Raw genomic sequence first — 26,390 nt, 5'->3', positions numbered from 1 at the left:
AGCCATTACTACTTTACTTTGATGTAATGCTCTATGATTTCATGATCTACACCGGCGCCTTCTACCTTTTCAATGCCTTTCTGGATCAGCGTATCACCATGAATACTAATGGTGAAATTAAACACGCCTCCCTCCCAGTCTTTGTTATTATAAAATTCCAGGTGTTCAGTATACTGGTCGCCTTTCAGGGTATAGCGGCCTCCACCAGCGTCGAATGCGCTGCCATGTTTCAGAAATGCAAAATGTGTGTCGTTGATTATCTTGATCATCTCCTGATCCTTTGTATAATCGGTAATGGTCGTATCCCCTTTGGCAATTGAATATTGGTTCAATAGTCTCCAGGTACCCATTAAATGGTTAGCGGGTTGTTGGGTAACGGATGGCCCGCAGGCAAACAATAACGTGGAAAATAGCAGTAAGTACAGTTTCATTATAGGTATCGCTTTTGCCTAAATTTAGGCAAAAGCGATTGAAAAACTCATTTTTTCAGGTGCCTGATGATTTGCTGTGTATATGAAATATCCTTTGTAATATTCCCATTGGCATCTTTATGATGATAACTGCAGCCAAATACAAACTCCATCATACCTGATCCGGGTGATGCTGTTCGCAGGGTATCAGCAATCTTTGTCTCCTGCCCTGCCGGCGTTGCCTGTCCCGCAGTGATCGCGCACCCCTGTCCTACGCCGATCAGTACGTTCCTGTTGTTCCCGATAGCCGCGCCGTATGACTTTACGATATTCAGGACCTGTGCAGCTGTATTCCAGTAAGACATCGTCATTACATAGTCTATATATTTATTGGTACGTTTGATCTGGTTGATGTTGTAGTTATTATAATCTACAACAGACAGTATCCTGCCGGTCTTCGAGTCCGGACCCAGGTACTTACCTAAAGCAATCACAGCGCTGTCAATATTCTTCGTAGTAGCACCACTGTATTCCAGGTCCAGATCCACGCCGTCCAATTGCCATTTATCCAGAGAATCTTTGACGATGGCAGCCATTTTTGCGGCTTCTGCACCCGATAAATTGACCATGTTGCCGGAAAAGGACGTACAAACTATCCTGATTCCTTTCTTTTGCAGTGCGTGTGCCTTAGTCAATACATCATTCCAGTCATTGTAACCCGATACACCCCTGTGCTCGAATTCCCAGCTACCGTTCGTCGTTTTACCTATACCAAGTGTAAAGATGTTCACCACATCTACGCTATCAGGTATAGCATCCAGGGGGCCTACATCATTGCGATCATAACAGCAGCCACCCCAGTATTCAACCATCAGCGGACGTTGTGTAAGCAAAACAGGCGTATCAGTTGCAGGAGACGGTGTTGTGTTCGTGTGTTCCTTTTTACAGCAGGCGACGAAAATAACAAATAGGACCAGGAGTCGTGGAAATTTACTGGAATTGCGTGTCATGAGACAGTACCTTTTTTTGAATAAATGAAAAAGAGCTAACACCAGCCTGATGCTGATATTAGCCCCTATTATGCTTTGGAAAAAAGAATTGTATTAATGAGAACGCAATCCGCAAAAATTTATGCGCGGGATGCTAAAAATTTATTTAATGATAGGAATTGATTTGGTTTTGGTAACAATATCATCGTCTGTGAGCTGGCTGTAATGAATGATCACATAACCAGGCTTTTTGGGATCTTTCTGAATTGGCTTTACCCCTTCTTCCCACTGGTTACAATGTGTAGAAATCACTGGTACCGCATTGATCCATTTTCCATTCTTCAAAGTATATACATGATAGCCACTCCAGCAGCTGGTCCACCATTGCGGGTTAATGCCAATTTCGTCTTTGCCGTCGTTATTCAGGTCACCCAGGATATCTACTGTTGCATCCAGGCAGTTTGAAATTCTCAGTTCAGGGATCGCCTTGTTAGAGAAACGAATAACCGAGGTACAACTATCATCCAGGCAAGTCATTTCTTTGGTGGTGTCAATAGGTGCCGGTGTTAAATAAGCATACTCTTTAACACCATCTCCATCTACGTCACACAACACGGCGCCTTTGGCTTTCATTTTCCTCTTTTCTACATTGGCATCGGTGGTCAGGTCACTCTCTGCTATTATTTTCCAGGCATTGTTTACCTTATGAAACACCAGATATGACGCATATGTTTTGGTTGTGCCACTGGTATTGACCGCCTTGTCAAAACTACATTTTACGTCCCCGTTATCCAGTGTCTCTGATTTTACCGGACCGGCAATCTGCTGATCGAGTGTTGGGTATTTTTTAAAGATGGACAGTTTGCCGGCAATACAATCCTGCTTTTTCAGTTTGGTTCCATAAAACAATACTTCATTGTCATAAAACAGAATGAGCATACCGATATCCTGCTTGTTGTTGGCTGCATTCCATTCCTGTACTAAAGTGGCGGGATCTTTGGCCTGTTGTGCATTTGTAGTTAAATACAACAGGCAAAGGAGTAAACTAACGAATGATTTCACGTGACTTAATTTAGCGATGTAAAGTACAAATAAATTATATTGAAATTTCAAAGTAATTAAGTACATTCATAATACCCTTGAAAGCCATAGCATAAAAATACCACCTATAACGCTATTCGTGTTTTTCGAAGACCCTGACTATTCAACCATGACCCAAATTCAATAATTGTTAAACCAAAACCACATGAAAAAAAATCTATCGCCTTTATCATTCCACCTCTTACTTTTACTGTTACTGGCAGCCTGTTCCAAAGACACGCAGGAAGTGAAACTGGCCAAAGGGCTGGTAAAAACCCCGAAACAAGACAGAGGATTCCTCATTCTTACTGAGCAAAACATTGATCAGAGCGCCATCTCGGAGGCCATCTCCAGTCTTGGCGTAAAGAAGTTTGTATTTAAAGAAGCGAATAAGGAATTAGGCTTTATTCGTGTACAAACACCCGATCCGACCTTCCCTGAAAAGGCGAGAAGGGTGCCCGGAGTACAATCTGTATCTGTGGATATCGTACAGAACTGGCGCCTGCCAGAGCGCAATTTCCGCTCTTCCATTCCTTATGGCTCCAGCACCGGTACTACAGCTCCTTCACATGCCTACGCTAAATCCGGTGCTCCGCTCACTGACAGATATAGTTTCCTGCAATGGGGCCTGCAGGCCGTTCATGCCCCCGAAGCATGGGGCAAAGGGTATAAAGGTACAGGTGTGAAGGTAGCCGTACTCGATGGTGGATTCCTGCTTAACAATCCTGAAATTAAACCTAACATCATTCTCACCCATAGTTTTGTAGAGGGTGAAGAAGTACAATACCATGGTGCTGAAGGTTTCAGCCACGGTAGCCACGTAGCAGGCACAATTGCCGCTGTGAAAGATTCCAATGGGGTAGCCGGTGTGGCTCCCGAAGCGAAACTGATACTCGTAAAAGTATTGTCCGATGCCGGTTCCGGTGCCTTCAGCAATATCATAGACGGAATCTTCTATGCCACCAACCATGGTGCAAAAGTGATCAACATGAGCCTGGGTGGTGAACTGCCGCTCAAGACCTTCACGGATGATAACGGGACACCCGATGATCCCTCTGACGACTATGTGGTAGAATATAACCGTGACGTAAAAGAACTGATCACAGCGATCAACAGGGCCACCCTCTATGCTACCCTGAATGGTACTACTGTGATAGCAGCTGCCGGTAACAATGGTTATGACTATGATACAGAAAAACGCTTTATCACCTACCCTGCTGCGGCTTTAGGTGTATTGGCTATTTCATCTACCGGTCCGCTGGGATGGGGTATCAACCAGGATACCTCCCTGTACCTCCCATCTATCTTTACCAACTATGGCAAGCCATTCATTCACTATGCTGCTCCGGGTGGTAACTACAGCCTGCCTGTAAACACCACTATTGTGAGTGTAGGCGGTATTATCAACTATGAGTATCTCTTTGATTTCATATTCAATATCGGCTTCTGGGATGAAGCTTCCGGCACTTACTACTACGGTTGGTCTGCCGGTACGAGTATGGCATCTCCGCATGCTGCTGCAGTCGCCGCGCTGATCTACCAGAAATATCCTTTCGCCAATCCATTACTGGTAGACCTGGTGCTGAAAGCCTCCTCTACCGACTATGGCGCTCCGGGCAAGGATAAATATTTCGGCGACGGCCAGGTAAATGCTGCGAAGGCCGTTAAATAACGACTAACCCCTTCCATATACAACCAAAAGAAAACGCTTTTGCCCTCCAGGCAGAAGCGTTTTTTTCTTTTTCTATCAATATCAGGTAAAATATGCGCACTCAAACCACCAATATTCCGCATCTTAGTGGCTGAAATTAAAACAGGTCGAATACATGAAGAAAACAATCGTTGCTTGCTCCGTTTTATTTGCAGCTATGCTGTCTGTAAAACAAGCAACAGCCCAGGAAACTGATGGCTTGCACCACATGTCCAAGGACTATGTGGCTCCCACTGATCCCCTGGTGATCAAAAAACTGGATAAATGGCAGGACCAGCGCTTTGGCTTATTTATGCACTGGGGGCCTTATACCATTTGGGAAGAAGTGGAGAGCTGGAGCATCTGCCCTGACGACTGGGTGGTGAGAAAAGGGCCTTATTCCGCAGATTACAACGTATATCGCGAAGCCTATGAAAAATTGCCGAATGAGTTCAACCCGGTAGACTTCAACCCGGAGAAATGGGCAAAAGCCGCTAAAAATGCAGGCATGAACTACGTGGTATTCACTACCAAACACCACGATGGTTTCTGTATGTTCGATACAAAGCAAACGGACTACAAGATCACCGCTCCGAACGTACCTTTCTCTAAAAATCCGAGGGCAAACATTGCGAAGGAGATCTTTGATACTTTCCGTAAGGACAGTTTTATGATCGGTGCATATTTTTCCAAACCGGACTGGCATAGCCAGGATTTCTGGTGGAAATATTACCCGGTAATGGGCCGTAATACCAACTACAATATCAAAATGTATCCTGAGAAATGGGCTGCATTTAAAGAATATACCTACCGTCAGATTGAAGAGCTGATGACCAACTACGGTTCTATCGACATTCTCTGGCTGGACGGTGGCTGGGTAAGACCAGGTGGCAAACAGGAGATCGACATGCCAAAGATCGCTGCTATGGGTCGTAAGAACCAACCGGGCCTGATCGTAGTAGACAGGGAAGTACCGGGCGAGTTTGAAAACTATGCCACACCGGAACAAACCCTGCCTGAAAAGCCCCTTCCCTACCCATGGGAAACCTGCATGTCTATGGGTGACAGCTGGACTTATACCCATACCGATCAGATGAAGTCTTCCCTGAAACTGGTAACACTGCTGGTGAAGATCGTATCCAGAGGGGGTAACTTCCTGCTGAATATCGGCCCCAGTGCAAAAGGAGACTGGACGCCGCAGGCTTACGAAAGACTGGCTGACATCGGTGCATGGATGAAGATCAACGGCGAAGGTATTCATGCTTCCCGCCCGGTAGCACCTTATTCAGACAATAATGTGTTTTATACACAGCGTAAAGATAGCTCTGCTACCTATGCATTCTTCACTTCTGACAGCGATGTGGTGAAACTGCCTGAGACAGTTGCATTCGCCTTCGAAAAGCCTGCAAAGATCAAACGTGTCACCTTGCTGGGAACCAAAGCTAAGCTGAGCTGGAAACTCAACAACGGTAAACTGGAGATCAGAATACCGAAAAATTTACAGCAGCAAAGTGGCCTGAAATACGCCGCTACGTTCAAAGTAGAAGCTTAATATACCAGAGCTGGCCACCGGTTAATAAATACCTTTGTGGCCAGCTCTTTTCTTTTGCCAGAGCTGGTCCAGCATTTCCTGCCGCACCGTAGCACTCATATACTTCTCCCCGTTTAGTACTGTTCGTACTGCATACTCCATTTCTTCTTTCTTCGCACTCTTACTCAGGTAACCATCGGCACCCGCCAGTAAATTGTCAATCGCAAAGGTCTTTTCATCTGCAGCGGTGTAGATCATGATCCTGATGCCGGGACATTTGGCCTTAACCGGCCCCAGTAAATCGGGATGCAGGTCAGTGATAAGTAAATCAAAACACCGGGTATCCAAAAGGGTCAGGGCATCATCGCAGGTATCGGTTGTTTCAATGTCTGTTGGCAGGGGCATCGTAGCTATGATCTGTTTAAGTCCATAGCTGAAGATAGATGGGTCTAATGCTATCAAAATAGTTTTCATCAATAAAGGCATATGATTACATGCTACAAAACTAGAATAATAGATTTTCCCCATTTGTAGTACTTCTACTACAGGCTTATAGAATATCTACTATGTGATGTAGACCAGTCCCTCGGTAATTTTGCAATGCGATATGAGATGAAAGGTTGCAGCTTTTTGACCTATGTGAAACTGATCCTACGGATCCATTTTTTAACCGTTCTCCCTGTATATGAATAAAAAGATTGCACTGTTCAGCATCTTGCTGCTCTCTGCCTCCCTTTCGAATGCACAATATGTTTTAAAAGAAGCAGATAAACAGGCATCCTTATATAATTATAGTGCTGCCATTCCTTTGTACAAGAAGGCCTTCAGTAAAAAGGTAACAGTCAGGGCAGCGCGTGGTGTTGCAGATAGCTACCAGTTACTGAATGACTATGTAGCCGCTGAACCCTGGTACCATAAGCTGGTAGTACTTCCGGAGCATACGGCCAACGATGAACTACACTATGCAAAAGTACTGATCAACAATGCAAAATATGGGGATGCGAACGAAGTACTCAACGGCTACCTGGCTAAGCAACCGAATGATGCACTGGCGCTCAGTATGAAACAAGGTTGTGACAGTGCCGTGAAGTGGAAAATGAAACCTGTGAAAGGCGACCTGGAAAACCTGAAAGCCATGAACACGCAATGGGCAGACTGGGGTACCGGTTTCAGAAACGGACGCCTTGTATTTGCATCTGATCGTCCTTATGATTCATTGCGTCATGACCGGTTGTTTAACAATTCTAATATCAGCAGGAAGAAATACGGTTTTACAGGCCGCAGCTATCTTCACCTGTATGAAAGCGATGGATTTGACAGCAGCACTACCCGCCTGCTTTCACGTAATGTAAATGGCGACTACCACAGTGCAAAAGCAACATATACAGCTGATGGAAATACCATGTATTATGCTGTGACAAATATGGTGAAGAAGAAAGGTCGTTTTGCAGAGCAGCTGTACACCCTGAACGTCGCATTAAAAGCAGCCAAATGGAACAATACGAATGGCAACTGGGAAATAGACAGCTTTCCATATAATGAGATCTTTGATTACAGTGTAGGTGATCCTTTCATCAGTGCAGACGGACGTACACTTTATTTTGTAGCCGACTATGGCACACGTGGCTTGGGAGGAACAGATATTTATTACTGTACACGTGGTAAAGACGGCAAATGGGAAACTCCTGTCAATATGGGCCCATCCATCAATACTGCAGGTAGCGAGCGGACACCGTTCATGGATAGCACCGGCGTTTTTTATTTTGCAACAGATGGCAGACCTGGTGTTGGCGGATTGGACATCTTCTCCGCCACGCAGAAAGATGGTCAGTGGGCGGTGAAGAATATGGGGTACCCTGTCAACAGTGCGCAGGATGATTTCAGTCCAGCTTACAACACAGGCAAATCCTTGTATTTCTCATCGAACAGGCCAGGTGGTTATGGCAGTGATGATATTTACCGCTTTACACCCTGGAAAATCCTGGTGTTCAGCCTGGAAGGGAAAGCATTTGATAAAGTGACGAAGGCCCCCCTGAGCAATGCGACGGTTACCCTGGCGAACAAAGTGACGGGCCATGTGGTGACAGCTGAAACAGATGAGGAAGGTAATTACAAATTTGTACTCGATAGCTTGTCTGACTACGGTCTGAATGCCAACAGGGTAACGTACAGTCCTTCCGAAAATGCAGTGGTCACAACAAACGGGCTGACAGAATCGCAGATCTTACACCAGGATGTATTCCTCCAAAAGATCGAAATCAAACAGGTCACCGCACCGGAGAAAAAGCCTTTGATCATTGCAAAAGCAAACGTGACGGGGCATAAAATTGATTTAGGAAACCGCTTCAATCCGGCCAATGTATACTTCGATCTGGGTAAATCGGCTGTAAGGCCGGATGCGGCAAAAGAACTGGATAAGCTGATCGCGCTGATGAAGGAAAATCCATCCTGGAAGTTGGCAATGGGTTTCCATACAGACAGCCGTTCAGATGACAATTATAACATGAAGTTATCGCAGAAGAGAGCTGCGTCAGTATTACAATATTTCATATCCAAAGGCATCGCAAAAGAGCGTATGACAGCGACCGGATATGGTGAAACGAGATTAATTAACCGTTGCGCAAACGGTGTGCATTGTTCGGAACAAGAACATCAGGCCAATAGAAGGACAGAATTTGAAGTGTTTGATCGATAAGAAGGATGGTGTTTGATAATAAGCGGTTCAATGGTTTGCATTGAGCCGCTTTTTTATTTGGGTTACGCTATATTTCTTTTATTTTCCTGTTATGTGTATGATTAGAAACATTGTATTGGCGCCCTCAACCGGTATTGTTTGTTAAAAATGGCATGGCCCTGTCTTTGCCCCTTGTTCTATTCTAAAAGAACAATATGAAAGCAGCAGTATTCCACCATCCCGGTAAGATCTCTTATGATAGTGTAGCAGACCCGATTATAGAAAAGGATACGGATCTCATTCTGAAAGTTACCTCGACAGCAATTTGCGGCTCAGATCTACATATATATGACGGCTTTTTTCCGCAGGGCAAAGATATGGTCATGGGCCACGAGTTCATGGGTATCGTGGAAGAGACTGGTCGTGGTGTCACCAGGTTTAAAGCTGGCGACAGGATTGTTGTTCCTTTTCCTATTGCCTGTGGGCAATGTTATTTCTGTCAGCACAAGCTTCCTACTGCCTGTGAGCATTCCAATCCTGAAAATTATGGTCCTGAAGGTGATATGCTGAAAGGTAAAGGAGGCGCACTGTTCGGCTATACAGACCTATATGGTGGATATAGCGGCGGGCAGGCTGAATATGTCCGTGTACCTTATGCGGATGTGAGTCCACGCCTGGTACCCGGCTTTCTTTCTGACGAACAGGTATTATTTCTCACAGATATTTTTCCTACAGGCTGGGCGGCGATTGACTGGGCACAATTAAAGGGCGGAGAAACAGTCGCTATTTTCGGTTCCGGTCCGGTAGGCCTGATGGCCCAAAAAGCTGCATGGCTGCAGGGAGCAGGCAGAGTCATTGCCATCGATCCTTTGAATTACAGGCTGAACAAGGCCAGAACAGTGAACAATGTTGAAACCCTGAATCCACATGAAGTAAATGTGGTGGAAGCGATCCGTGAGATGACCGGAGGGCGTGGTGCTGATGTGTGTGTGGATGCGGTCGGTACAGAAGCAGAACGCTCCTTCTTCGACAAAGTAAAAGCCGTCGTGAACTTTGAAAAAGGTACAATGAAAGTATTGGAGCAGTGCTTTGAAGCGGTGCGCAGAGGGGGAACTGTTACAGTAGTAGGGGTATACGGCAGCCCTTACGATAACTTCCCGGTGCACCGGATCTTTGACAAAGGAATCAAGATGCAGTTTGGGCAGGCGCCGGTTACTAACTACATCGATCATCTTCTGCAACTCATTGAACAGGGAAAAGTCATTTTGCATGATATCGTAAGCCATCAGTTACCCTTAGCCCAGGTATCGCATGGATATGACATTTTTAAACACAAGGAAGACGACTGTGTAAAGGTTATACTCAAACCCTGATTTGTTTAATCATTTAAACTATTACAAGCATGTTTTACCACGTAAAAGACCTTCAATTCAATGCAAGGGTATCTAAACCCGACCCTGCGTTTGCTACATTGTTACTGGAACAATTTGGGGGCGCAAATGGAGAACTGGCAGCAGCCCTCCGGTATTTCGGACAGGCATTTGCGGCCAGAAACCCATTCCCTGACAAATACGACCTGCTAATGGACATCGCAACAGAGGAGTTTAGTCACCTTGAGATAGTAGGTGCTACGATCCAGATGTTACTACAGGGGGTGAATGGCGATCTGAAAAAAGCTGCCGATGAATCAGAGATCATGCAGATGCTGGATGGCAGAAAAGCGAAAGAAGAAATTATTCATAAATCGCTGATAGCGCCACAATTCCTGACCACATCAGCAGGAGGACCGGCGTATACAAACAGTCAGGGGGTACCCTGGTCTGCCGCCTACATCAACGGCGATTGTAATGGAGACCTCACGGTAGATCTTCGTTCTGATATAGCAGCAGAGTCACGGGCCAAGATCACTTATGAATACCTGTTACAATTTACCGATGACCCTTACGTAAAAGAAACCCTCAATTTCCTGATGACAAGAGAGGTGGCACACTACCAGATGTTTGAGGCAGCGCTGGAAACGATTCAGCCGAACTTCCCGCCTGGGGTGTTACAATCTGATCCACGCTACAGCAATTTATACTTTAACATGAGCAGTGGCGCAGATATCAGAGGACCCTGGAATGAGGGAGAATCTTCACAGCTGGGCGAAACCTGGCAGTTTATAGAAGATCCTGTAAGCTATGTACTCAAAACGAATGGTCTGACAGATATCGAGCCTAAAGGAACTGCCAGAACACTGCAAGGTGTCGATGAAATCAATGCCGGTATGAGTGCACAGCGGAGTGAAGAGATTAATATGGCAGTGCCTATTGGTGAACAGGTATGGAGTCAGTCAGCAAAAGATCAGGAACTGGAAAATGGCAGCAAGCGTAGAAATAAAAAATAGTACTGCAATAGAAGTTGTGTGTTACACCGACCCACTATGTTGCTGGAGCTGGGCTTTTGAGCCGGTACTGCAGCAAATGAATGTGGAGTATGGTGATATGATTTCCCTGCGATATTGTATGGGGGGCATGTTAGCTGACTGGAAGCGTTACCACGATCCGGTGCAGGCAGTTTCCCGTCCTTTACAAATGGGGCCCATATGGATGCAGGCTAAGCAAATGACGGGAGCTGCTATTGACGATAAGATCTGGTTTAAAGATCCCCCGGCATCTTCCTATCCGGCTTGTGTGGCTGTGAAAACAGCGGCTTTACAATCGCAGGAGATGGAGAAGAAATATCTTCGGCTCTTATGGGAAGCTGTCATGGTAAAAGGGAAAAATATTGCCAGGAAAGAGGTACTGCTCGACATTGCGGCGGCGCTTGAAAATGCATATCCGGAAAGCTTTTCTGCGGAGAAGTTTGGCATACAGTTGGGCTGCAAAGCTACTGTAGATGCTTTTAGAGCTGACCTGCAGGAAGTGAGTTACAGGCGGATTGAACGTTTTCCGTCGTTGTTGCTGACTTCACGGATATCAGGACAGGCGCTGCTGCTTACTGGAAACCGGCCATTTGAGGCTGTGGCAAAAGGATTGGAAAAATTGCTAAATGGCTGATGTATTATATATCTCTGTCAAATAGGAAGCCTATAATTGACTATAGGCTGCATAATTTCTAGCCAATTCATAATCCTAGTGCTGTGACTAAGAGTTTTGAACAATTCTCAATGTTGACCAGGTCGTTTCATGAATGCTGCAGGAGGTAGTCAAAAGTAATAATTACCTGATTTGATTCGGGTACTGAAAGAACGAAATTTCTTATAAAAATTCCGAAGCTTTCAAATTACTTTTGACTCAACCTCTTGTTTTTTTTGTGTCACCTGTTACCCTGATCACGGGTTTTTCTACTTGCCTGCGTGATAATATAGATAATTACACCTATGACAACTACAGCTAGTGCGATGAATGGTACGAGCATAGAATATGTTTTACTTATTCTTTCATAAATAGTGCCACCGGGCAAATGACAAGTTCGCCAAACCGAATACCACAAAGGATTTGCGGGCGCCACCTTTGCTAAAATGAACGACGAAGCACTTCGTTTTAAGCTTCTCCTGTAACACCATTCCTTTCCGGTCGATGTAATTAAAACGGCGGGCAGCGACCTACCTGAGAAGCAGGTGGAGGCGCCATAGGAAACATAAGACACATTAAGAGAGGTATGCGGGCATAAAAAATAGCATCATTTTTGCGCATCTGTCTGCATGCAGAAATTAGTACTCCTACGCCACGGTGAGAGCGTCTGGAACCTGGAAAACAGGTTTACCGGATGGACAGATGTAGATTTATCCCAAACGGGGGTTGAACAGGCCATACATGCCGGTAAATTACTGGCCGATAATGGTTTTCATTTTGACGTCGCTTTTACATCTGTACTTAAGAGAGCGATTAAGACATTGCATTTAGCGCTTGAGCAAATGAATCAGTTATATATTCCTGAGCAGAAATCGTGGCGGCTGAATGAGCGGTTTTATGGCGCATTGCAGGGGTTGAATAAGGCGGAGACGGTGAAACAGTATGGTGCGGAACAGGTACATAAATGGAGAAGAGATCCGCATGAACATCCCCCCGTGCTGGAAAAAACAGATCCCCGTTTTCCCGGGAATGATCCAAGGTATAAGGATTTGTTGCCGGGTGAGTTACCGGTTACAGAGAACCTGAGTGAAACGATGGATCGGGTACTTCCTTATTGGACAAATACAATTATACCAGTACTTCGTCAACACAGGCAGGTGATTATTGTGGCACATGGAAACAGCTTACGTGCGCTGATACAGTATATTGATCATCTGACTGATGAGGAGGTAACGGATTTGGATATTCCTACCGGTACACCGTGGGTGTATGAGTTAAATGATGATTTAAGCCGGATCAGGCATTATTATTTACAATAAGCCATTATTTTGGCTTCTTCTTCGACGGTTGCTGCTGTATGGTCTCCTCATTCATTTCCTCTGCCGTCCGCGGTTTGGTCAGGTCTTTCCTCTTCATATCCAGCGGCTGCCCCACGGGATACTTCCCTAACTGCAGCGCATCATGAAACACTTTGTCAATATGCACCCACTTCCCACCTTTCCATTTAAACCCTTCATAATCCAGGTCTGATACAAAAGTAGACGGTTTACCCGGCTGATTCGTCTCGGAAATCAAGTGGTCATACACGATCATATCCATCTCCTGATTATAACTCAGGCTCACCGTTCCATCCTTTTTATACTCCAGTATGAACCGGTTCTTCAACGGCCTGGGCACACTATCCTCTGCAAAACTAAAGAACGGTCCACCAAACACAGGCTTGCCATCCTTGAATGACAGCATCTCAATCAGTTTCTTCTGGCTCCGCATATTATTTGCATCCCAGCCAAACAATGTATAATAATCTGTATTAAAAAACCTGCGCTGCAGGATCTTATAATACATACAACCATACCAGTTCTTATTATCCGTAATTGTATCCGTATTGAGAATATAGTCCGACGCATCGAACAACGGGAACAATTTTAACTTCCCATCCTCAGTACGCATCTGTATCGCACCATAATGGTGGAAAAAGGTGTTCTCACTCTCAACCCCCCATGTAAAGATGCGGAAGGTACTGTCCTGCGGATATTGTATAGAGATCGTCGTAACAGAATCAAAAGGAAAATAGAAAGAATTCGGGGTTTTCAGTGCCTGTACCAGCTTGGGAATAAAGCGGTCGTTGGCATTCTGGCGGGCATCTTCATCCCTGCCACGTAAGATAAGGTCAGATAAGTATTTCAGAGAATCCTGTTGTGCGTTCAGCAACGCAGCGTCAGCAGTCTTGATTCTTTGGCCTTTCACAGCGGCCGCTATAAACAACAGACAGGATAACCCAATTATGCGCACTTTCTTCATAGCCTTATTTACGTTATATGAAACAAATTTATTGTATGACCTTCGAAAATTCCAATAAATTGTCACACTTAAAATCGATCATCGGATCAGGAAATGCCTGCTCCGGTTTTGTAGAAGGGATAAATACCGTTGTCATTCCCAACTGCTTCCCAAATTTCATATCCCCCATGGTATTGCCCACCATTACTGATTTACTGAAATCTATCTCCGGAAACGCTGCCTTTGCCTGCATGGCCATACCTGATTGCGGCTTACGGCAGGGGCTGTCATTATTGACATCCGGACAATGGTAAATAGCATCTATCCTACCCCCATGTAAACGGATCTCAGCCAGCATATGGTGATGAATGGTCTGTAATCCTTCTTCCGTCAGTAATCCCCGGCCAATACATCGCTGGTTCGTGGTGATCACGATACGGCCAAACCGGGCATTTAAAACAGGCATGGCTGCCAGCACACCTTCCGCAAACCGGAACATATCCCATCGCAACACATACCCATCCCTGATCTCTTCATTCATGACCCCATCGCGGTCCAGGAACAATGTCCAGCTTTTGTCTATTGCTATCATGCCAATTCTTGCTGCGCACGCTCATAGTCTGCAGGTACGCCAATGTCAATAAAATAGGAATCACTTTCAAAACCGTATACATTCCCGGCTTTTACCTGTGTTTCCAGTACATCTTTTTCAAAGGAAAATTTCTCGGGCAGGTGCAGGCTTTCCAGGTACTCCCTGTTGGCAATGTAGATACCGCCATTGATCAGCCCTTCATCGCAATACTGTTTTTCCAGGAAAGCGGTGATCCTGTTATTTTCGTCCAGTTGCACACTTCCGTAACGATCAAATTGCTGCATTGGTTTAAGGGCCAGTGACAATTTGCTTCCCTTTTCCTGGTGCCAGTTGGAGTAATCGAACAAGTCTACATTGAATAGTGTATCTCCATTCATGATAAAGAATTCGTCCTCTTCCAGCTCTTCCAGTGCATTCATGATTGCACCACCGGTACCGAGTGGCTCCGCTTCGATCACAAAATCGACCTTCATGGCCCATTCGTTGGATTCAATATATGCTATTACCTGCTCTGACAGGTGTCCTAAAGAGAATACGACGTGCGTCATACCTTCCTTCAGCAGGTATCGCAACAGGTAATCTATAAAAGGCACTTCGCCCACAGGCGCCATGCACTTCGGTTTATCTGCCACTACACTACGCAAGCGGGTACCAAGCCCTCCGGCTAATACAATACATTCTGTAATCATGATCCAAACAGATTATTTTCTACGATTTCACAAATGATATGACCAATAGTGATATGCGACTCCTGGATACGAGGGGTATCGGAAGAAGGTACATTCAGCAAGTAATCGCTTCCATCTTTCATTTTTCCACCGGAGAGTCCTGTCATACTTACCACGATCATACCTTTGGATTTTGCCACTTTGATAGCCTCCAGGATATTCGCAGAATTACCTGAAGTAGAAATGCCGACAAACACGTCGCCTGGCTGGCCTATTCCCCGCAGCATGCGGGCATATACCTCATTGTAACCATAATCATTTCCAACCGCTGTCAGGAAGGATGTATTACAATGTAATGCTTCGGAATACAGGGGTGACCTGTCTTTATAAAACCGGCCGGAAAATTCCGCCGCCAGGTGTTGTGCATCCGCTGCACTACCGCCGTTTCCGGCAAATAATACCTTATGGTTTTGTTGAAAGCAGGCTGTCATTACACTGGCTACCTGTGCAATGGTTCTTACTAATTCTTCATCCTTTATAATTGCCTCTTTTACTGCGATGCTTTCCTGAATTGTTCTGATTATTTTTTCTGTCATTACTGCTACATTTAAAAGTTCCACGCCCTGTTCATGTTTACCTTTCCGGTAATGGCCAGGTTGTCTGATACATGATCTGTAATATAAGCACGTTTAACCTTTCTTTAAAAAGTGTGCCTGTTTGAAGAGTAACACAAGGTGCTGATGTGCACTACCTGAGGCATACAACTGTAATAATAGTTCACATCATCACGCCCTGCCGCACACAACTGCAACACTTACTCCGCACGACATCGTCCCCATAATCACACTCTGATGCATATGCTCCTGTACTACATCGTCCACGTATTCACGCCCTGATGCGTGAAATGATAACGTTTCACCTGTCCGCCAAAGGCACTCAGTGCATCTACTACAGCATAACGTGTATTCCCGGGACAGTAAAATATCATAAAGCCACCGCCGCCTGCACCAGAGATCTTACCGCCTGATGCCCCCGCACGTTTAGCTGCCTCATAAATTTCATCCAGTTGAGTATTGGAAATACCCTTTGCCATGTTCTTCTTATGCTGAAAACCAAAGTCCAGGATCTCTCCTATCTTATCGATCTCTCCTCTCAGTAACGCCTCTTTCATCATGACCGCCTGCTCTTTCAGGTGATGCATCGCGTCTATACTCGCCTCTTTTTTTTCCGTTACATTCTTCTGTTGCTCAGAAATAATGCTGCTGGATAAACGGCTGGTAGAGGTGTAGTATAACACCAGGTTATTCTCCAGTTCATCGAGGTATTTCTCCTTGATGCGCAAGGGATTTACGATCACTTTATCGCCGTAGAATTCCATGAAGTTCACCCCCCCGAAAGTAGCTGCATACTGGTCCTGTTTACCACCGGCCTGTTGCAGGTCTTCTCTCTCTATGCAGTAAGCAAGGTGTGCCATATCATACTCACCCAAAGGTAATTTCAGCCATTCCGCAAAGGCACCCAGTATGGCGACCACCAATGTAGATGAAGTACCCAGGCCTGAACCCGCCGGTGCATCTACGAATGTGGTCAATTTAAAACCAGAAGGAATACCATAATCTTTCGCAATACGGTTGATCACTCCTTTCAGGATATCCAGTTTGCCATCGCAGGTGAGTGGGAAAACGGCTTCGCATTCCAGCTGCTCTTTTCTGTCGGCCGATTCAAAGATGACCTTGTTCTCAGCGATTGGCTCAATAGCTGCTCTGGCGTATAAAGAGATGGTAGCATTCAGAATGGCGCCACCAAACATATCAGAATAAGGACTTACATCCGTACCACCGCCTGCCAGTCCCAGGCGTAATGGTGCTTTACTACGATAGATCATATTTAATTTATATGGACCGGCAAGATAAATGATTCCTGCGGCCAAAGATGTAAAAAACCGTTAAAATATACTTATAAACTTGTACGGGAAGGCATTTCTCCGCCAATTTGTTGTAGGTGCGGCTCATTATCCAGCCAGGAGGTGCTGCTTATTGTCCAGCCAATAGAAGAATATATGGCCCGAAATACTGTCAGCAAAAGCATCTCCTTTGTGAGCCCGGATCACGAATATTTACTATACCCGGCCAGGAAAACATTTCCCGGCCGATATGTTCAAGGAATTACCATACTGACAGCAAAAAAATCCCTTTGTTCCATTCCTCTCCTATAATCCGGTAAGACGAAGAATCTCTTTCGCCAGTCTGTCCCACGAATACTTTTGCTTCTCAACGTGAACTGCCGCAGTCATATCTGCTTCCCTGTTATCCCGGTAGTATTGTTCAATCTTAGCCGCAATATCTGCCGGTTCAGGTTCGCATTGAAAACCTATTACGTTATCCGGTACCATCTCCAGCAATCCTCCTACCCTTGTTACCACCATTGGCTTCTCAAAGTGATAGGCGATTTGCGAAATACCACTCTGGGTAGCACTTTTATATGGTTGTACTACCAGGTCAGCAGCACAGAAGTAATTTTTCACCGCATCGTTCGGAATGAAATCGGTGTGCATGAGAATGCGATCACCCAGTTGTAGTTTTGCCAGCAACTCCTGGTAAGGAGCCGCGTCTTCGTAGTATTCTCCTGCTACGATCAGGTGTACATCCAGCTGCTTCAGCCTTTCATCGGCCATTGCCCGCATGAGCAGATCTAACCCTTTATACTGGCGGATGAAGCCGAAGAAAAGAATGTATTTTTTGTGCTCGTCCAACTTCAACACCGCTCTGGCAGCCGCCTTGGAAATCGGTGTACCATAGTTGTCATAGATCGGATGAGGTATGAGTGACACCGGTTTGTTAGGTTCAAACACCTTGAGGTCATCCAGTACAGACTGGCTCATGGCGATGAATGCATCTACCGGTTTCAGGAAATATTTAGTGAACGCCACATCTCCCGGACGTTTTTCATGAGGTACCACGTTGTCCAGAATAGAAAATGCTTTGGTAGTACCTCTTTTACCCAAACGCAGCAGGGAACCCAATGCTGGTCCCATGAGCGGCAGCCAGTATTTGGCAATAATGAGGTCCGGCTTCATTTTGCGGATCTGCCGTCCTAACTTCAGCCAGTTCAGCGGATTAATAGAATTGATCCTGCGGGTGATGTTCAGGTGAGGCGGTGCCGCTTCAGTTGCATATTGACTCTTGCCGGGAAAAAGGAATTTTGGATATTGCAGGGTGAATGTCCAGATCTCTACATCTGCATCTTTTTGCAGTTCTTCTGCCAGTCTTTCATTATAGGCAGCAAGACCGCCCCGATAAGGCCAGGCGGGTCCCAGGATAAGTATCTTCTTTCTTCCCATTAGGCGATTATTTCGTTCGGTCAAGTGTAGTTTCTACGAGGTAGTCGTTTCTTTCAACTGCATTCCTGGTTACCAGTTCACCAATGAACCCGGCCAGGAACAGCTGAGAACCAATGATCATGGCCAGCAGTGCCAGGTAGAAGATCGGACGATCCGTCATTTTATAGACGTCATGAAACAACTTCTCATAACCGAGATAAGCGGCTATGAGGAAACCGATCATAAAGAACAAGGTACCCAGCGCACCGAAAAGGTGCATAGGGCGCTTGCCGAACTTGCCGATGAACATGATAGTAGCCAGGTCGAGAAAACCGTTGATAAAACGTTCCAGACCGAACTTGGATACCCCGTATTTACGGGCGCGGTGCTCTACTACTTTTTCGCCGATATTGCGGAAACCATTCCACTTTGCTATTACGGGAATGTAACGATGCATTTCGCCGTATACTTCAATGCTCTTCACCACTTTTTTACGGTAGGATTTGAGGCCACAGTTCATATCGTGCAGCTTCACCCCACTCATCCTGGTAGTGGTCCAGTTGTATAATTTGGAAGGGAGGTTTTTAGTCAGGGCGCTGTCATAGCGTTTCTTCTTCCAGCCGCTCACGATGTCATAACCGTCTCTTTTGATCATGTTATACAGCTCCGGAATTTCGTCAGGACTATCCTGCAGGTCCGCGTCCATGGTGATGATTACATCACCTTTGGCCATCTTGAAGCCTTCATTGAGGGCAGCCGATTTGCCATAGTTACGCTGAAATTTGATGCCTTTAATACTCGCATTGGCGGCAGCCAGTTGCTGGATCACTTCCCAGGAATTGTCTGTACTACCATCATCTACCATCCACACCTCATAGGAAAACTGGTTCTCCTTCATGACACGGTCTATCCATGCTGCCAGTTCCGGCAGTGATTCATCTTCGTTTTTTAAGGGAACGATTACGGAAATATCCATCTTAAATTTCTATGTGTTAATGGTTACTTTCTGCGTACAATCAGGGAAAGTATCGCGGAAAGGATGAATGATTTAATCAGCTTTTGCAGATAATTTATGACACTGCCTGCAATTGTCACGCCATATTCACCAGTTTCTGCCTGTTTCAGTTCCGTGTTGTAATCGGATTCAGAGTAACCCAGCGCTTTGTATAGGTTTTTCATATCCCTCACATCGGCAATATGCGCCTGTTTCATCTGTTCTACCAGCGAAGGATCTACAAAATTGAATAGGACATAGGTAAAAACGACTCCGATGAACAGGGAGATCACGAACGTCGTAAAAATAGGCTGTAGGGCGGTCTTAAACTCGATTTTTCCCCCGTAGGCTTTCCTGCGTTCCAGGCCGGCCAGCAGCGCGCATGCGGCGGTAGCTGCCAGTTCAATACCTCCAAAAAGAAGGCTTTGCAGCTTGACCGGGTTGGTAAAATAGAAGACGAGCCCGGCTACGATACCTATTACGCCCGCTATTAAACCCCATTTTACGCCCTGGTTGGGAGAAGGTGCATTACTCATACTCAAAATGACATTTATTAAAGTTGGGCTTTGATCCCATTATTTCTGGCACTTTATCGCCCGAATCAGGCAGTTATACCAGCTATCTGTGCGTTGGTGCCGTTTATGATGCCTTTTACAGCACCTTTTAACCGGGCGCCAAGATACGCCGAATTTTTGGACCTGCTCGCCAGATGTGCAGGGGTCAGGGTCCACTCTTCTTCCGGATCAAAGATGGTCAGGTTTGCTACAGCGCCTACCACCAGGCTATGTGCCGGCAGGTTGAAGATCCTGCGTGGCTGAATTGCCAGCATATCGATCAGTTTCTCCAGCGGCACCTCCGGCAGGTATAGGCGAAGTACCCCAAAGGCACTTTCCAGGCCAATCATTCCATTCTTAGCATATTCAAATTCAAGCACTTTGGCATCCCAATCCTGTGGCAGGTGATGGGTCGCAAAGCAGTCGATCAGGCCATCTTTCACTGCCTGTTGCAGGGCTTTTACATCTTCCCTGCTGCGCAGCGGTGGGTTGACCTTGAGGTTGGAATCATAACTTTCCAGCTGGCCATCCGTAAGACTCAGGTGGTAAGGCGTTACCGAGCAGGTAACTTTTACACCTTTTTTCTTTGCCTCCGCAATGAGCTGGACGGCCTTTGCAGTACTTACCCCTGTAAAGTGAATTTTTGAATCGGTGTACGCTGCCAGTTCAAGGTCGCGCTGGATAATGAGTTCCTCTGCAATGGCAGGTTTTCCCGGCATCCCCAGCTGTGTGCTGTAAATGCCTTCGTGCATGAGACCATGAGCGGAAATGCTCAGATCATCAGGCAGTTGTATGATAGTGCCGTCTACGGCTTTTACATATTGAAGTGCTTTTAGCAGGATGCCGGGGCTCTGAATAGGCTTCAGGCCATCGGAGAAGGCAACAGCGCCTGCTTCTTTCATTTCGTACATTTCTGCCAGTGACGTGCCTTCGATGTTTTTGGTCACTGCACCTATAGGCAATACCTGCACACCGGTGTGACGGGTACGGCTGATGACATACTCAATTTGTGGTTTAGTATGCAGGGCTGGTTGGGTGTTCGGTACGATAAGTACTGTGGTATATCCACCTTTTGCCGCAGCGGCAGCCCCACTCTGGAGGTCCTCCTTATATTCCTGACCCGGATCAGAGAAGTGAGCAAACAGGTCGGTCCACCCCGGGGATGCGTGCAGGTTTTTGCCTTCGACAATCCGGGCATGGGTTGCGGAAATGTTGGTTCCGATCTGGCTGATAATGCCATTCTCGATTAAAATGTCTTGCTGCTGGCCATGGTTTGGAGCACCTGGCGCAATGATTTGTACGTTTTTGAGTAATATATGCATGCTATACTAACTGAATCTAAAACCTTTCTGGAAATACCGGGGACAAAAGTAATAGAAATTCGGGGTAAGGAGAGCAGCGGTGTGAAAAAAGGATAACTGTGTGGGAAAAGCGTCCCCTGAACCTTTTGCTGCTGGCTTTAAACAGCATTTGTGGGTAATACGGTTCCCGATCAGTTGAACAGAAAGCTATCACCCGGGCTGAAGTCAATTTCGGGGCGCTACGGAAAAGAGAAAGGTAGGTTGCCATGTCCTGATCTTTAATGACCCGGCAAAATCACAACGTATGCATGTCAGCAATGCGGTGCAGGTGAGCGGATTGTATCTAAAAAACAATGGATGAAAGTAACCCGTGCAAATTAGGCCTGCAGATAAAAATTAATAATCGCAGTTGGGTAAATGCCCGGGTAAGCTGCCAGCTGGCCAACTCATACTGACGAATAGACGGAAGGAGTTCTTCAATAAAAGTATTCAGTGAAGGCGTATATGGAAAAATGAAACCCTCCGTTTTTAAGCACCTGAGCCCCGAAGGTGCACTGACATTTGCTAACGCAGATCCTGGTGCCACCTGGTCAGGTGACAGGCGACACCAGGATATTGACTACAAGATCTGCCCCCCAAAGGCACCATCTCGTTAGCGGGTACTATTATCTGAACCCATAAATTTTAAAGTTTCCCACCACTACCCTGGCACCATTTTTATATTCCCAGGGTGCGGTAATGTAGAAATTCTTGGCGGCAGACGGATTAAACATCGTCCCGTCATACAGCTTTTGGCCATCCAGGTATACAGCCATTTGCTGGCCGTCTACGAACAATGCAATATGTAATTTCCGGTTAAGGTAAACAGCCAGGTCAAATGTCGTATTTACAAAATTTTGAGGACTGCTGTTACTAAAGTTAACTTCATCACCATCGTAATATTGCAGTTCGGTGTAGGCCCCTGCACCACTGGTGTATTCCCTGGCGCTGTTGTCAGTGGCAAAGCCGAAAGTTAACGGTGCAATATCCTTCACATTGTCGCCCGTTGCCAACAGATCAAATTCAACTGTGAACTTTCGGGGATAGATCAATGCCCTGGATAGTTTGTAAGTGGCCTTATCACGAAGCGCCAGCCATTTCCCGCCAAACCCGCTCACCGTTTCCACATTTGCCACCCCGTTACTTTTGAAACTCCTGCTGGAAGTTCCCGCGGGCGTGCCCGAAAAGTCTTCTGCAAAGATCAGCGAGTCCCCTGCAATGAAATTCCCTGATCTTTCCCCGGGGGTAAAAGTTCCTGACTTTTTAGCATCACCGGTATTCACTTCTTTTTCCAGGACTTTTCCGGCCTTGTCTTTTGCCTTTTTTATTAATACATCCAATTGTGCCTGAGCGGGTATTTCCCAGGAGAGCAGCAACAGGATCAGCCATGTCAATGTCCGCTTTGTTCTCATATCATTCCTTGTTTTCTTCTGTTGATCATCATGATTGGGTTGGATTGCTCCTCACCGATTGCAGAAATATCACGGATTTACGATCGTCTCATAAGGCAGATCGAAAACACCTTCTGTAATACTGATAGCATTACCGTTTATATCACGCACGGTACCGGAAAATGTGCCTTTAATCCCTTTCTTGCTGATGGTTTCTATATTAACTGTAAAAACGTCATCTCCATTGGAGGTGTTATAAACCTGTGTGCCATCCTTTGTCTGAATGGCATAACGGGCAATCATTTCCTGCTCGGCAGGTGTAGCATACGTACCAGGCCCTATGTTGCCGCCCAGCCGCCAGATCTCGAAATCGAGCGACGGAGGCACCTGCGCGCCCTGTGTGGTCGGATAAGAGGTTTCATAGCCGCCAATCACTATCTGCTCCCAGCGGTCGTCATTACCTCCCCCCTGGAAGTTGACCGTATGGAAATCGATCTTCTTTCCACCAACATTGGCCCTGAAATAATAATTCTGAGCAGGAGCGGCACCTCCTTTATCCTTGGAGCAGGAAGAAAATGTCAGGGCCGCTATTGACAGCAACATCAGCGTTACCAAACTTACACGCCTGTTTGTACACACAGCTTTTGGATGCTTTAAATAGAACGTTATCATTACTAAAGGCTTATCAAATAAAGTATAGGCAAAATTACCGGAGCCATTTTGCAATGAAAATCCCGGGTTCTGATGCTTTTTTTCTACTGGTTTTTAGGTATTTTTTATCCCGGGGTGCGGCAGGTAAACGATATTGATTTAAAAACCGATATTTACGGCCAACTAAATCAGCTGATCCCACGCATCAGTGCCGGATCAACAGTATTCTCATATGCGTAGCTTCCTTGTATATATATTATTCCTGCTGGCATCAAGTCAACTCTATGCACAGCAACAGGTTCCCTTTAATGAACAGCGATACCTGGACAGCCTCCAAAGCATTCTCCGGTTAAAAACAGCTGATAGCCTGAAAGCCGATGCCAGCTTCCTGCTTGTAGAATACTGGAAGATAAAAGACTCCGTCAAATGCAGGCAGTACCTGGAGATGGGGAAGCAATATGCGAAGACTAATTCCTATTATAGCGCGCTTGGGCACTTTTATGAGGGACAGTATTACTTCAATTCCGACCATGCAAAAGCGGCGAAGGCTTTTGAACGGGCCATTAATGCCCTCACGCCTTTCCATACTCAGAAAGCATATGCCAAACTGGCTGCAGCATGGTACAATTTTGGGCTGATGAACCGGGAAGAAAAAGGATACGATTACCTGGCCAAAATCACGCTTGAGAAGGCGATCCCCAATGCGGAGAAGGGTGGCGGCTCCAAACTGGTTGCACAATACTACACGCAGCTCTCGACCATCCTGATGAACAATTACCAGTTTACAAAAGCGGCACAATACAGTCAAAATGCCATTGAACTGCTGGAACGGGAAAGCCCCGGCTCCACTGATCTTTTATTTGCCTATCTGAGCGCGGTGAGCATCAACTGCTACGATCACCATCCCGAAAAAGCCAGGGAATTTCTGCTGAAAGCCCATGAACTGTTAGCACCATTTCCCCAGTCGCTGAACAATGCCCTGTATTATTATAATGAGACCCTATACTACCTAACCACTGAAGAATATACCCATGCCCTGGTAAGTATAGACAAGGGCATGACGCTAGCAGAGAAATACAACCAAAAGCAGCTCTACCAGCAGCTGCGGTTTCGCCGCTACGAGATTTACGGGGCCATGAAAGACTATGTCAAAGCACGTCAGCTGCTAATGGACATCGTCAGGGAAGGAACACTGACTGCCAACAGCAATGACAGGGCTGCTATCTATCTGGAAATTGCACAAACAAGTGAAAAGCTGAAAGACTACCGCGAAGCTTATAACTGGCTCAACCGCCACCGTGCACTCACTGACAGCATTTACAACCAGCAGACCAACCTGAAGGTCACGGAGCTGGAAACCCGGTACAGGACTTCCCAGCAACAACAGCAGATTGCAGCTTTAAAAGCCAGGAACGAACAGGCGTTGCTGATGGCTAACAATGAGCGCATGTTCAGCTGGTTCATGGGAGTTACCTGTCTTTTCCTGCTGGTCATCCTGGGCTTCGTCCTGCTCAATGCCCGGAACCGGAGAAAACTGAACGAGCAGAAGGAGATCAATTACAGACAGCAGCTCTCCGACATGGAGCGGAAGCAGGAGCTGAAAGTTACAAGGGCTATGCTGGATGGAGAAGAACATGAAAGAGAACGGGTGGCACGGGACCTGCATGACGGACTGGGCGGCATGCTGGCCGGGGTGAAAATAGGCCTTTCAGGTTGGAGCGATACCCGTCCGATAGCTGCAGGAGATAAAGAACTGAACAGGATCATTGCTCAACTGGATTCTTCCGTTGGGGAGCTACGCCGGATTGCCAGGAACATGATTCCTGAAACACTGATGAAGTTCGGACTGGAAACGGCGCTGAAGGACCTTTGCGAATTCCATATGCGCGAAAACCTTCATATCAATTACGAAGCATTCGATATCCGGAGAGACATTGCATTGAATGTACAGCTGAACATCTATCGCATTGTTCAGGAACTGCTTTCCAATGCCATCAAACATGCGCAGGCCCGGAATATCATGCTGCAGTGCAGCCAGAACGGTTCCATGTTCTTCATCACTTTTGAGGACGATGGTATCGGTTTTGATCCCGCTATATTGAACAACAAAAAAGGAATGGGCCTGGATAACCTTCAAAACAGGATTGCCTACCTGAAGGGAAAACTTGAGATCCTATCCGATATTAATGAAGGTACTACCATCAATGTTGAACTAGATACTACCGTCCATGAATAAATTGCGTACTGTACTGGTAGATGATCATCCTATCGTGATCGCCGGACTCAAAACACTGCTGCAGCATGAAGAAAATCTGACTATCGAAGCGGCACTTCACAGCGGGAATGAGCTGATCTCCTATCTTGCGGCCCATCCTACGGACCTGGTGCTGCTGGATATTACCCTGCCGGATATCAATGGTATGGAACTTTGCCTGATGATCAAGAAGGTATCGCTACAGACCATTATCTTAATCCTGAGTAACCACACCGAAAGGAGCATCATCATGCAAACGATTCAGAATGGCGCCAGTGGTTACCTGTTGAAAAACAGTTCGCTGGATGAGCTCCGGCATTGCATAACGGAAGCGGTAAAGGGCAACATCTGCTATAGCAGGGAAGTGATGGAGATAATCAGCCGCCCTTCAAAAAACCAGTTGAAAGCGACGCCACAGCTAACGCGACGGGAAAAACAGATCCTTTCGCTGCTGGCACAGGGAAAGACAAGTGTTGTCATTGGCGAAGAACTTTTCCTTAGTCCGCTGACAGTAGATACACATCGAAGAAACCTGTTGCAGAAGTTCGAAGTGAAGAATGTAGCTGAACTGATTATGATAGCTACCCAACAGCAAATGCTTTGATGGGGTTGAAGGAATATTCTTCTGGAATTGTTATTGATAGTTTAGAGATAGCCGGCCCAGTCGGGAAATATGCGTAGACAGATTTTGGGAAGATAATATTTACTTTTCTTTGACCAGAAAATGCCCTGAGTCGTTCATCTCGTACTGGTCAATCCCCGTGTTCACTTCGCTTTCGCTCACCGCTGCACCTTTTACTGCAATAACGCACCTGCTCCCAGGTCTTCTCCCATTTTTTCCGCCAGGTAAATGGCCGTTGACACACAGGACATACTTTACCCGGCAGATGCTGTTTTTTGACGTTTTTCATTCTGCA

Annotated in this window: 26 protein-coding genes; 10 read left to right on the top strand and 16 right to left on the bottom strand. The window is 46.0% G+C overall.

The features are described 5' to 3' along the window. Window positions 1-8 precede the first annotated feature (8 nt). From ABDW33_RS17390 to ABDW33_RS17380, 3 genes are all read right to left on the bottom strand, one after another. Window positions 9-431, bottom strand: coding sequence for a hypothetical protein (locus ABDW33_RS17390; RefSeq protein ID WP_343691355.1), 423 nt, complete (start codon window positions 429-431; stop codon window positions 9-11). Window positions 432-478: 47 nt separating this feature from the next. Next, the gene (locus ABDW33_RS17385) at window positions 479-1,420 is read right to left on the bottom strand and encodes a glycosyl hydrolase family 18 protein (protein ID WP_343691354.1); all 942 of its coding nucleotides are present in this window, start codon (window positions 1,418-1,420) and stop codon (window positions 479-481) included. A gap of 141 nt (window positions 1,421-1,561) precedes the next feature. Then, complete coding sequence (locus ABDW33_RS17380) at window positions 1,562-2,461, bottom strand: hypothetical protein (RefSeq protein WP_343691353.1); 900 nt, start codon at window positions 2,459-2,461, stop codon at window positions 1,562-1,564. 184 nt (window positions 2,462-2,645) lie between these two features. Here ABDW33_RS17380 and ABDW33_RS17375 point away from each other — a divergent pair, with 184 nt between their 5' ends. Beyond that, complete coding sequence (locus tag ABDW33_RS17375) at window positions 2,646-4,151, top strand: S8 family serine peptidase (protein WP_343691352.1); 1,506 nt, start codon at window positions 2,646-2,648, stop codon at window positions 4,149-4,151. A 154-nt stretch (window positions 4,152-4,305) separates the two neighbouring features. Continuing rightward, the gene (locus ABDW33_RS17370) at window positions 4,306-5,721 is read left to right on the top strand and encodes an alpha-L-fucosidase (RefSeq protein WP_343691351.1); all 1,416 of its coding nucleotides are present in this window, start codon (window positions 4,306-4,308) and stop codon (window positions 5,719-5,721) included. Between the two features lie 21 nt (window positions 5,722-5,742). Here the strand turns inward: ABDW33_RS17370 and ABDW33_RS17365 are convergent, their stop codons facing one another. After that, window positions 5,743-6,174, bottom strand: a complete 432-nt coding sequence (locus ABDW33_RS17365; protein WP_343691350.1) for a response regulator — start codon at window positions 6,172-6,174, stop codon at window positions 5,743-5,745. A 211-nt stretch (window positions 6,175-6,385) separates the two neighbouring features. Here ABDW33_RS17365 and ABDW33_RS17360 point away from each other — a divergent pair, with 211 nt between their 5' ends. From ABDW33_RS17360 to gpmA, 5 genes are all read left to right on the top strand, one after another. Then, window positions 6,386-8,395, top strand: coding sequence for an OmpA family protein (locus ABDW33_RS17360; protein WP_343691349.1), 2,010 nt, complete (start codon window positions 6,386-6,388; stop codon window positions 8,393-8,395). 194 nt (window positions 8,396-8,589) lie between these two features. Beyond that, on the top strand, window positions 8,590-9,747 hold the full coding sequence (locus ABDW33_RS17355; protein ID WP_343691348.1) for a zinc-dependent alcohol dehydrogenase: 1,158 nt from the start codon (window positions 8,590-8,592) through the stop codon (window positions 9,745-9,747). 29 nt (window positions 9,748-9,776) lie between these two features. Further along, window positions 9,777-10,760 carry a manganese catalase family protein gene (locus tag ABDW33_RS17350; RefSeq protein WP_343691347.1) on the top strand — a complete coding sequence of 328 codons (984 nt, stop codon included), beginning with the start codon at window positions 9,777-9,779 and terminating at the stop codon, window positions 10,758-10,760. Then, a complete protein-coding gene (locus tag ABDW33_RS17345) occupies window positions 10,732-11,412 on the top strand; it encodes a DsbA family protein (protein ID WP_343691346.1) in 681 nt (226 codons plus the stop codon). Before ABDW33_RS17350 ends, ABDW33_RS17345 begins: the two co-directional genes overlap by 29 nt. A 647-nt stretch (window positions 11,413-12,059) precedes the next feature. Further along, window positions 12,060-12,749, top strand: coding sequence for a 2,3-diphosphoglycerate-dependent phosphoglycerate mutase (gene gpmA, locus ABDW33_RS17340; protein ID WP_343691345.1), 690 nt, complete (start codon window positions 12,060-12,062; stop codon window positions 12,747-12,749). 4 nt (window positions 12,750-12,753) lie between these two features. Here the strand turns inward: gpmA and ABDW33_RS17335 are convergent, their stop codons facing one another. The 9 genes from ABDW33_RS17335 to ABDW33_RS17295 all read right to left on the bottom strand — a co-directional run bounded on the left by ABDW33_RS17335 (window position 12,754) and on the right by ABDW33_RS17295 (window position 21,159). Continuing rightward, a complete protein-coding gene (locus tag ABDW33_RS17335; RefSeq protein ID WP_343691344.1) occupies window positions 12,754-13,731 on the bottom strand; it encodes a hypothetical protein in 978 nt (325 codons plus the stop codon). Window positions 13,732-13,759: 28 nt separating this feature from the next. Then, window positions 13,760-14,302 carry an HAD-IIIA family hydrolase gene (locus tag ABDW33_RS17330; RefSeq protein ID WP_343691343.1) on the bottom strand — a complete coding sequence of 181 codons (543 nt, stop codon included), beginning with the start codon at window positions 14,300-14,302 and terminating at the stop codon, window positions 13,760-13,762. Next, window positions 14,299-14,991 carry a nucleotidyltransferase family protein gene (locus ABDW33_RS17325; RefSeq protein ID WP_343691342.1) on the bottom strand — a complete coding sequence of 231 codons (693 nt, stop codon included), beginning with the start codon at window positions 14,989-14,991 and terminating at the stop codon, window positions 14,299-14,301. The genes ABDW33_RS17330 and ABDW33_RS17325 overlap by 4 nt, the downstream gene beginning before the upstream one ends. After that, window positions 14,988-15,566 (bottom strand): D-sedoheptulose 7-phosphate isomerase, encoded by a 579-nt coding sequence (locus ABDW33_RS17320; RefSeq protein WP_343691341.1) that lies wholly within the window; start codon window positions 15,564-15,566, stop codon window positions 14,988-14,990. Before ABDW33_RS17320 ends, ABDW33_RS17325 begins: the two co-directional genes overlap by 4 nt. Before the next feature lie 272 nt (window positions 15,567-15,838). After that, on the bottom strand, window positions 15,839-16,855 hold the full coding sequence (locus tag ABDW33_RS17315) for a dehydrogenase (RefSeq protein WP_343691340.1): 1,017 nt from the start codon (window positions 16,853-16,855) through the stop codon (window positions 15,839-15,841). 324 nt (window positions 16,856-17,179) lie between these two features. Beyond that, window positions 17,180-18,310 carry a glycosyltransferase gene (locus ABDW33_RS17310; RefSeq protein ID WP_343691339.1) on the bottom strand — a complete coding sequence of 377 codons (1,131 nt, stop codon included), beginning with the start codon at window positions 18,308-18,310 and terminating at the stop codon, window positions 17,180-17,182. Between the two features lie 7 nt (window positions 18,311-18,317). Beyond that, entirely contained in the window at window positions 18,318-19,265 is a 948-nt protein-coding gene (locus ABDW33_RS17305; protein ID WP_343691338.1) for a glycosyltransferase family 2 protein, read from the bottom strand. 23 nt (window positions 19,266-19,288) lie between these two features. Continuing rightward, window positions 19,289-19,819 (bottom strand): DUF4199 domain-containing protein, encoded by a 531-nt coding sequence (locus ABDW33_RS17300; RefSeq protein ID WP_343691337.1) that lies wholly within the window; start codon window positions 19,817-19,819, stop codon window positions 19,289-19,291. Between the two features lie 65 nt (window positions 19,820-19,884). Then, window positions 19,885-21,159 carry a dihydroorotase gene (locus ABDW33_RS17295; RefSeq protein ID WP_343691336.1) on the bottom strand — a complete coding sequence of 425 codons (1,275 nt, stop codon included), beginning with the start codon at window positions 21,157-21,159 and terminating at the stop codon, window positions 19,885-19,887. A gap of 491 nt (window positions 21,160-21,650) precedes the next feature. Between ABDW33_RS17295 and ABDW33_RS17290 the strand changes: the two genes are divergently transcribed. Continuing rightward, complete coding sequence (locus ABDW33_RS17290; RefSeq protein ID WP_343691335.1) at window positions 21,651-21,794, top strand: hypothetical protein; 144 nt, start codon at window positions 21,651-21,653, stop codon at window positions 21,792-21,794. Between the two features lie 9 nt (window positions 21,795-21,803). Here the strand turns inward: ABDW33_RS17290 and ABDW33_RS17285 are convergent, their stop codons facing one another. Further along, window positions 21,804-22,589, bottom strand: coding sequence for a hypothetical protein (locus tag ABDW33_RS17285; RefSeq protein WP_343691334.1), 786 nt, complete (start codon window positions 22,587-22,589; stop codon window positions 21,804-21,806). Between the two features lie 69 nt (window positions 22,590-22,658). Continuing rightward, entirely contained in the window at window positions 22,659-23,240 is a 582-nt protein-coding gene (locus tag ABDW33_RS17280) for a hypothetical protein (protein WP_343691333.1), read from the bottom strand. A 211-nt stretch (window positions 23,241-23,451) separates the two neighbouring features. Here ABDW33_RS17280 and ABDW33_RS17275 point away from each other — a divergent pair, with 211 nt between their 5' ends. After that, window positions 23,452-25,455, top strand: coding sequence for an ATP-binding protein (locus ABDW33_RS17275; protein ID WP_343691332.1), 2,004 nt, complete (start codon window positions 23,452-23,454; stop codon window positions 25,453-25,455). Next, entirely contained in the window at window positions 25,448-26,077 is a 630-nt protein-coding gene (locus ABDW33_RS17270; protein WP_343691331.1) for a response regulator transcription factor, read from the top strand. The genes ABDW33_RS17275 and ABDW33_RS17270 overlap by 8 nt, the downstream gene beginning before the upstream one ends. A 148-nt stretch (window positions 26,078-26,225) precedes the next feature. Here ABDW33_RS17270 and ABDW33_RS17265 read toward each other — a convergent pair whose 3' ends face one another. Beyond that, on the bottom strand, window positions 26,226-26,384 hold the full coding sequence (locus ABDW33_RS17265; RefSeq protein ID WP_343691330.1) for a DUF2256 domain-containing protein: 159 nt from the start codon (window positions 26,382-26,384) through the stop codon (window positions 26,226-26,228). Window positions 26,385-26,390: the final 6 nt, after the last annotated feature.

This window comes from Chitinophaga sp. (assembly GCF_039596155.1).
Lineage (GTDB): Bacteria > Bacteroidota > Bacteroidia > Chitinophagales > Chitinophagaceae > Chitinophaga.
The sequence above is the reverse complement of the archived record's forward strand: the minus strand, read 5'-3'. Positions and strand labels throughout refer to the sequence as shown.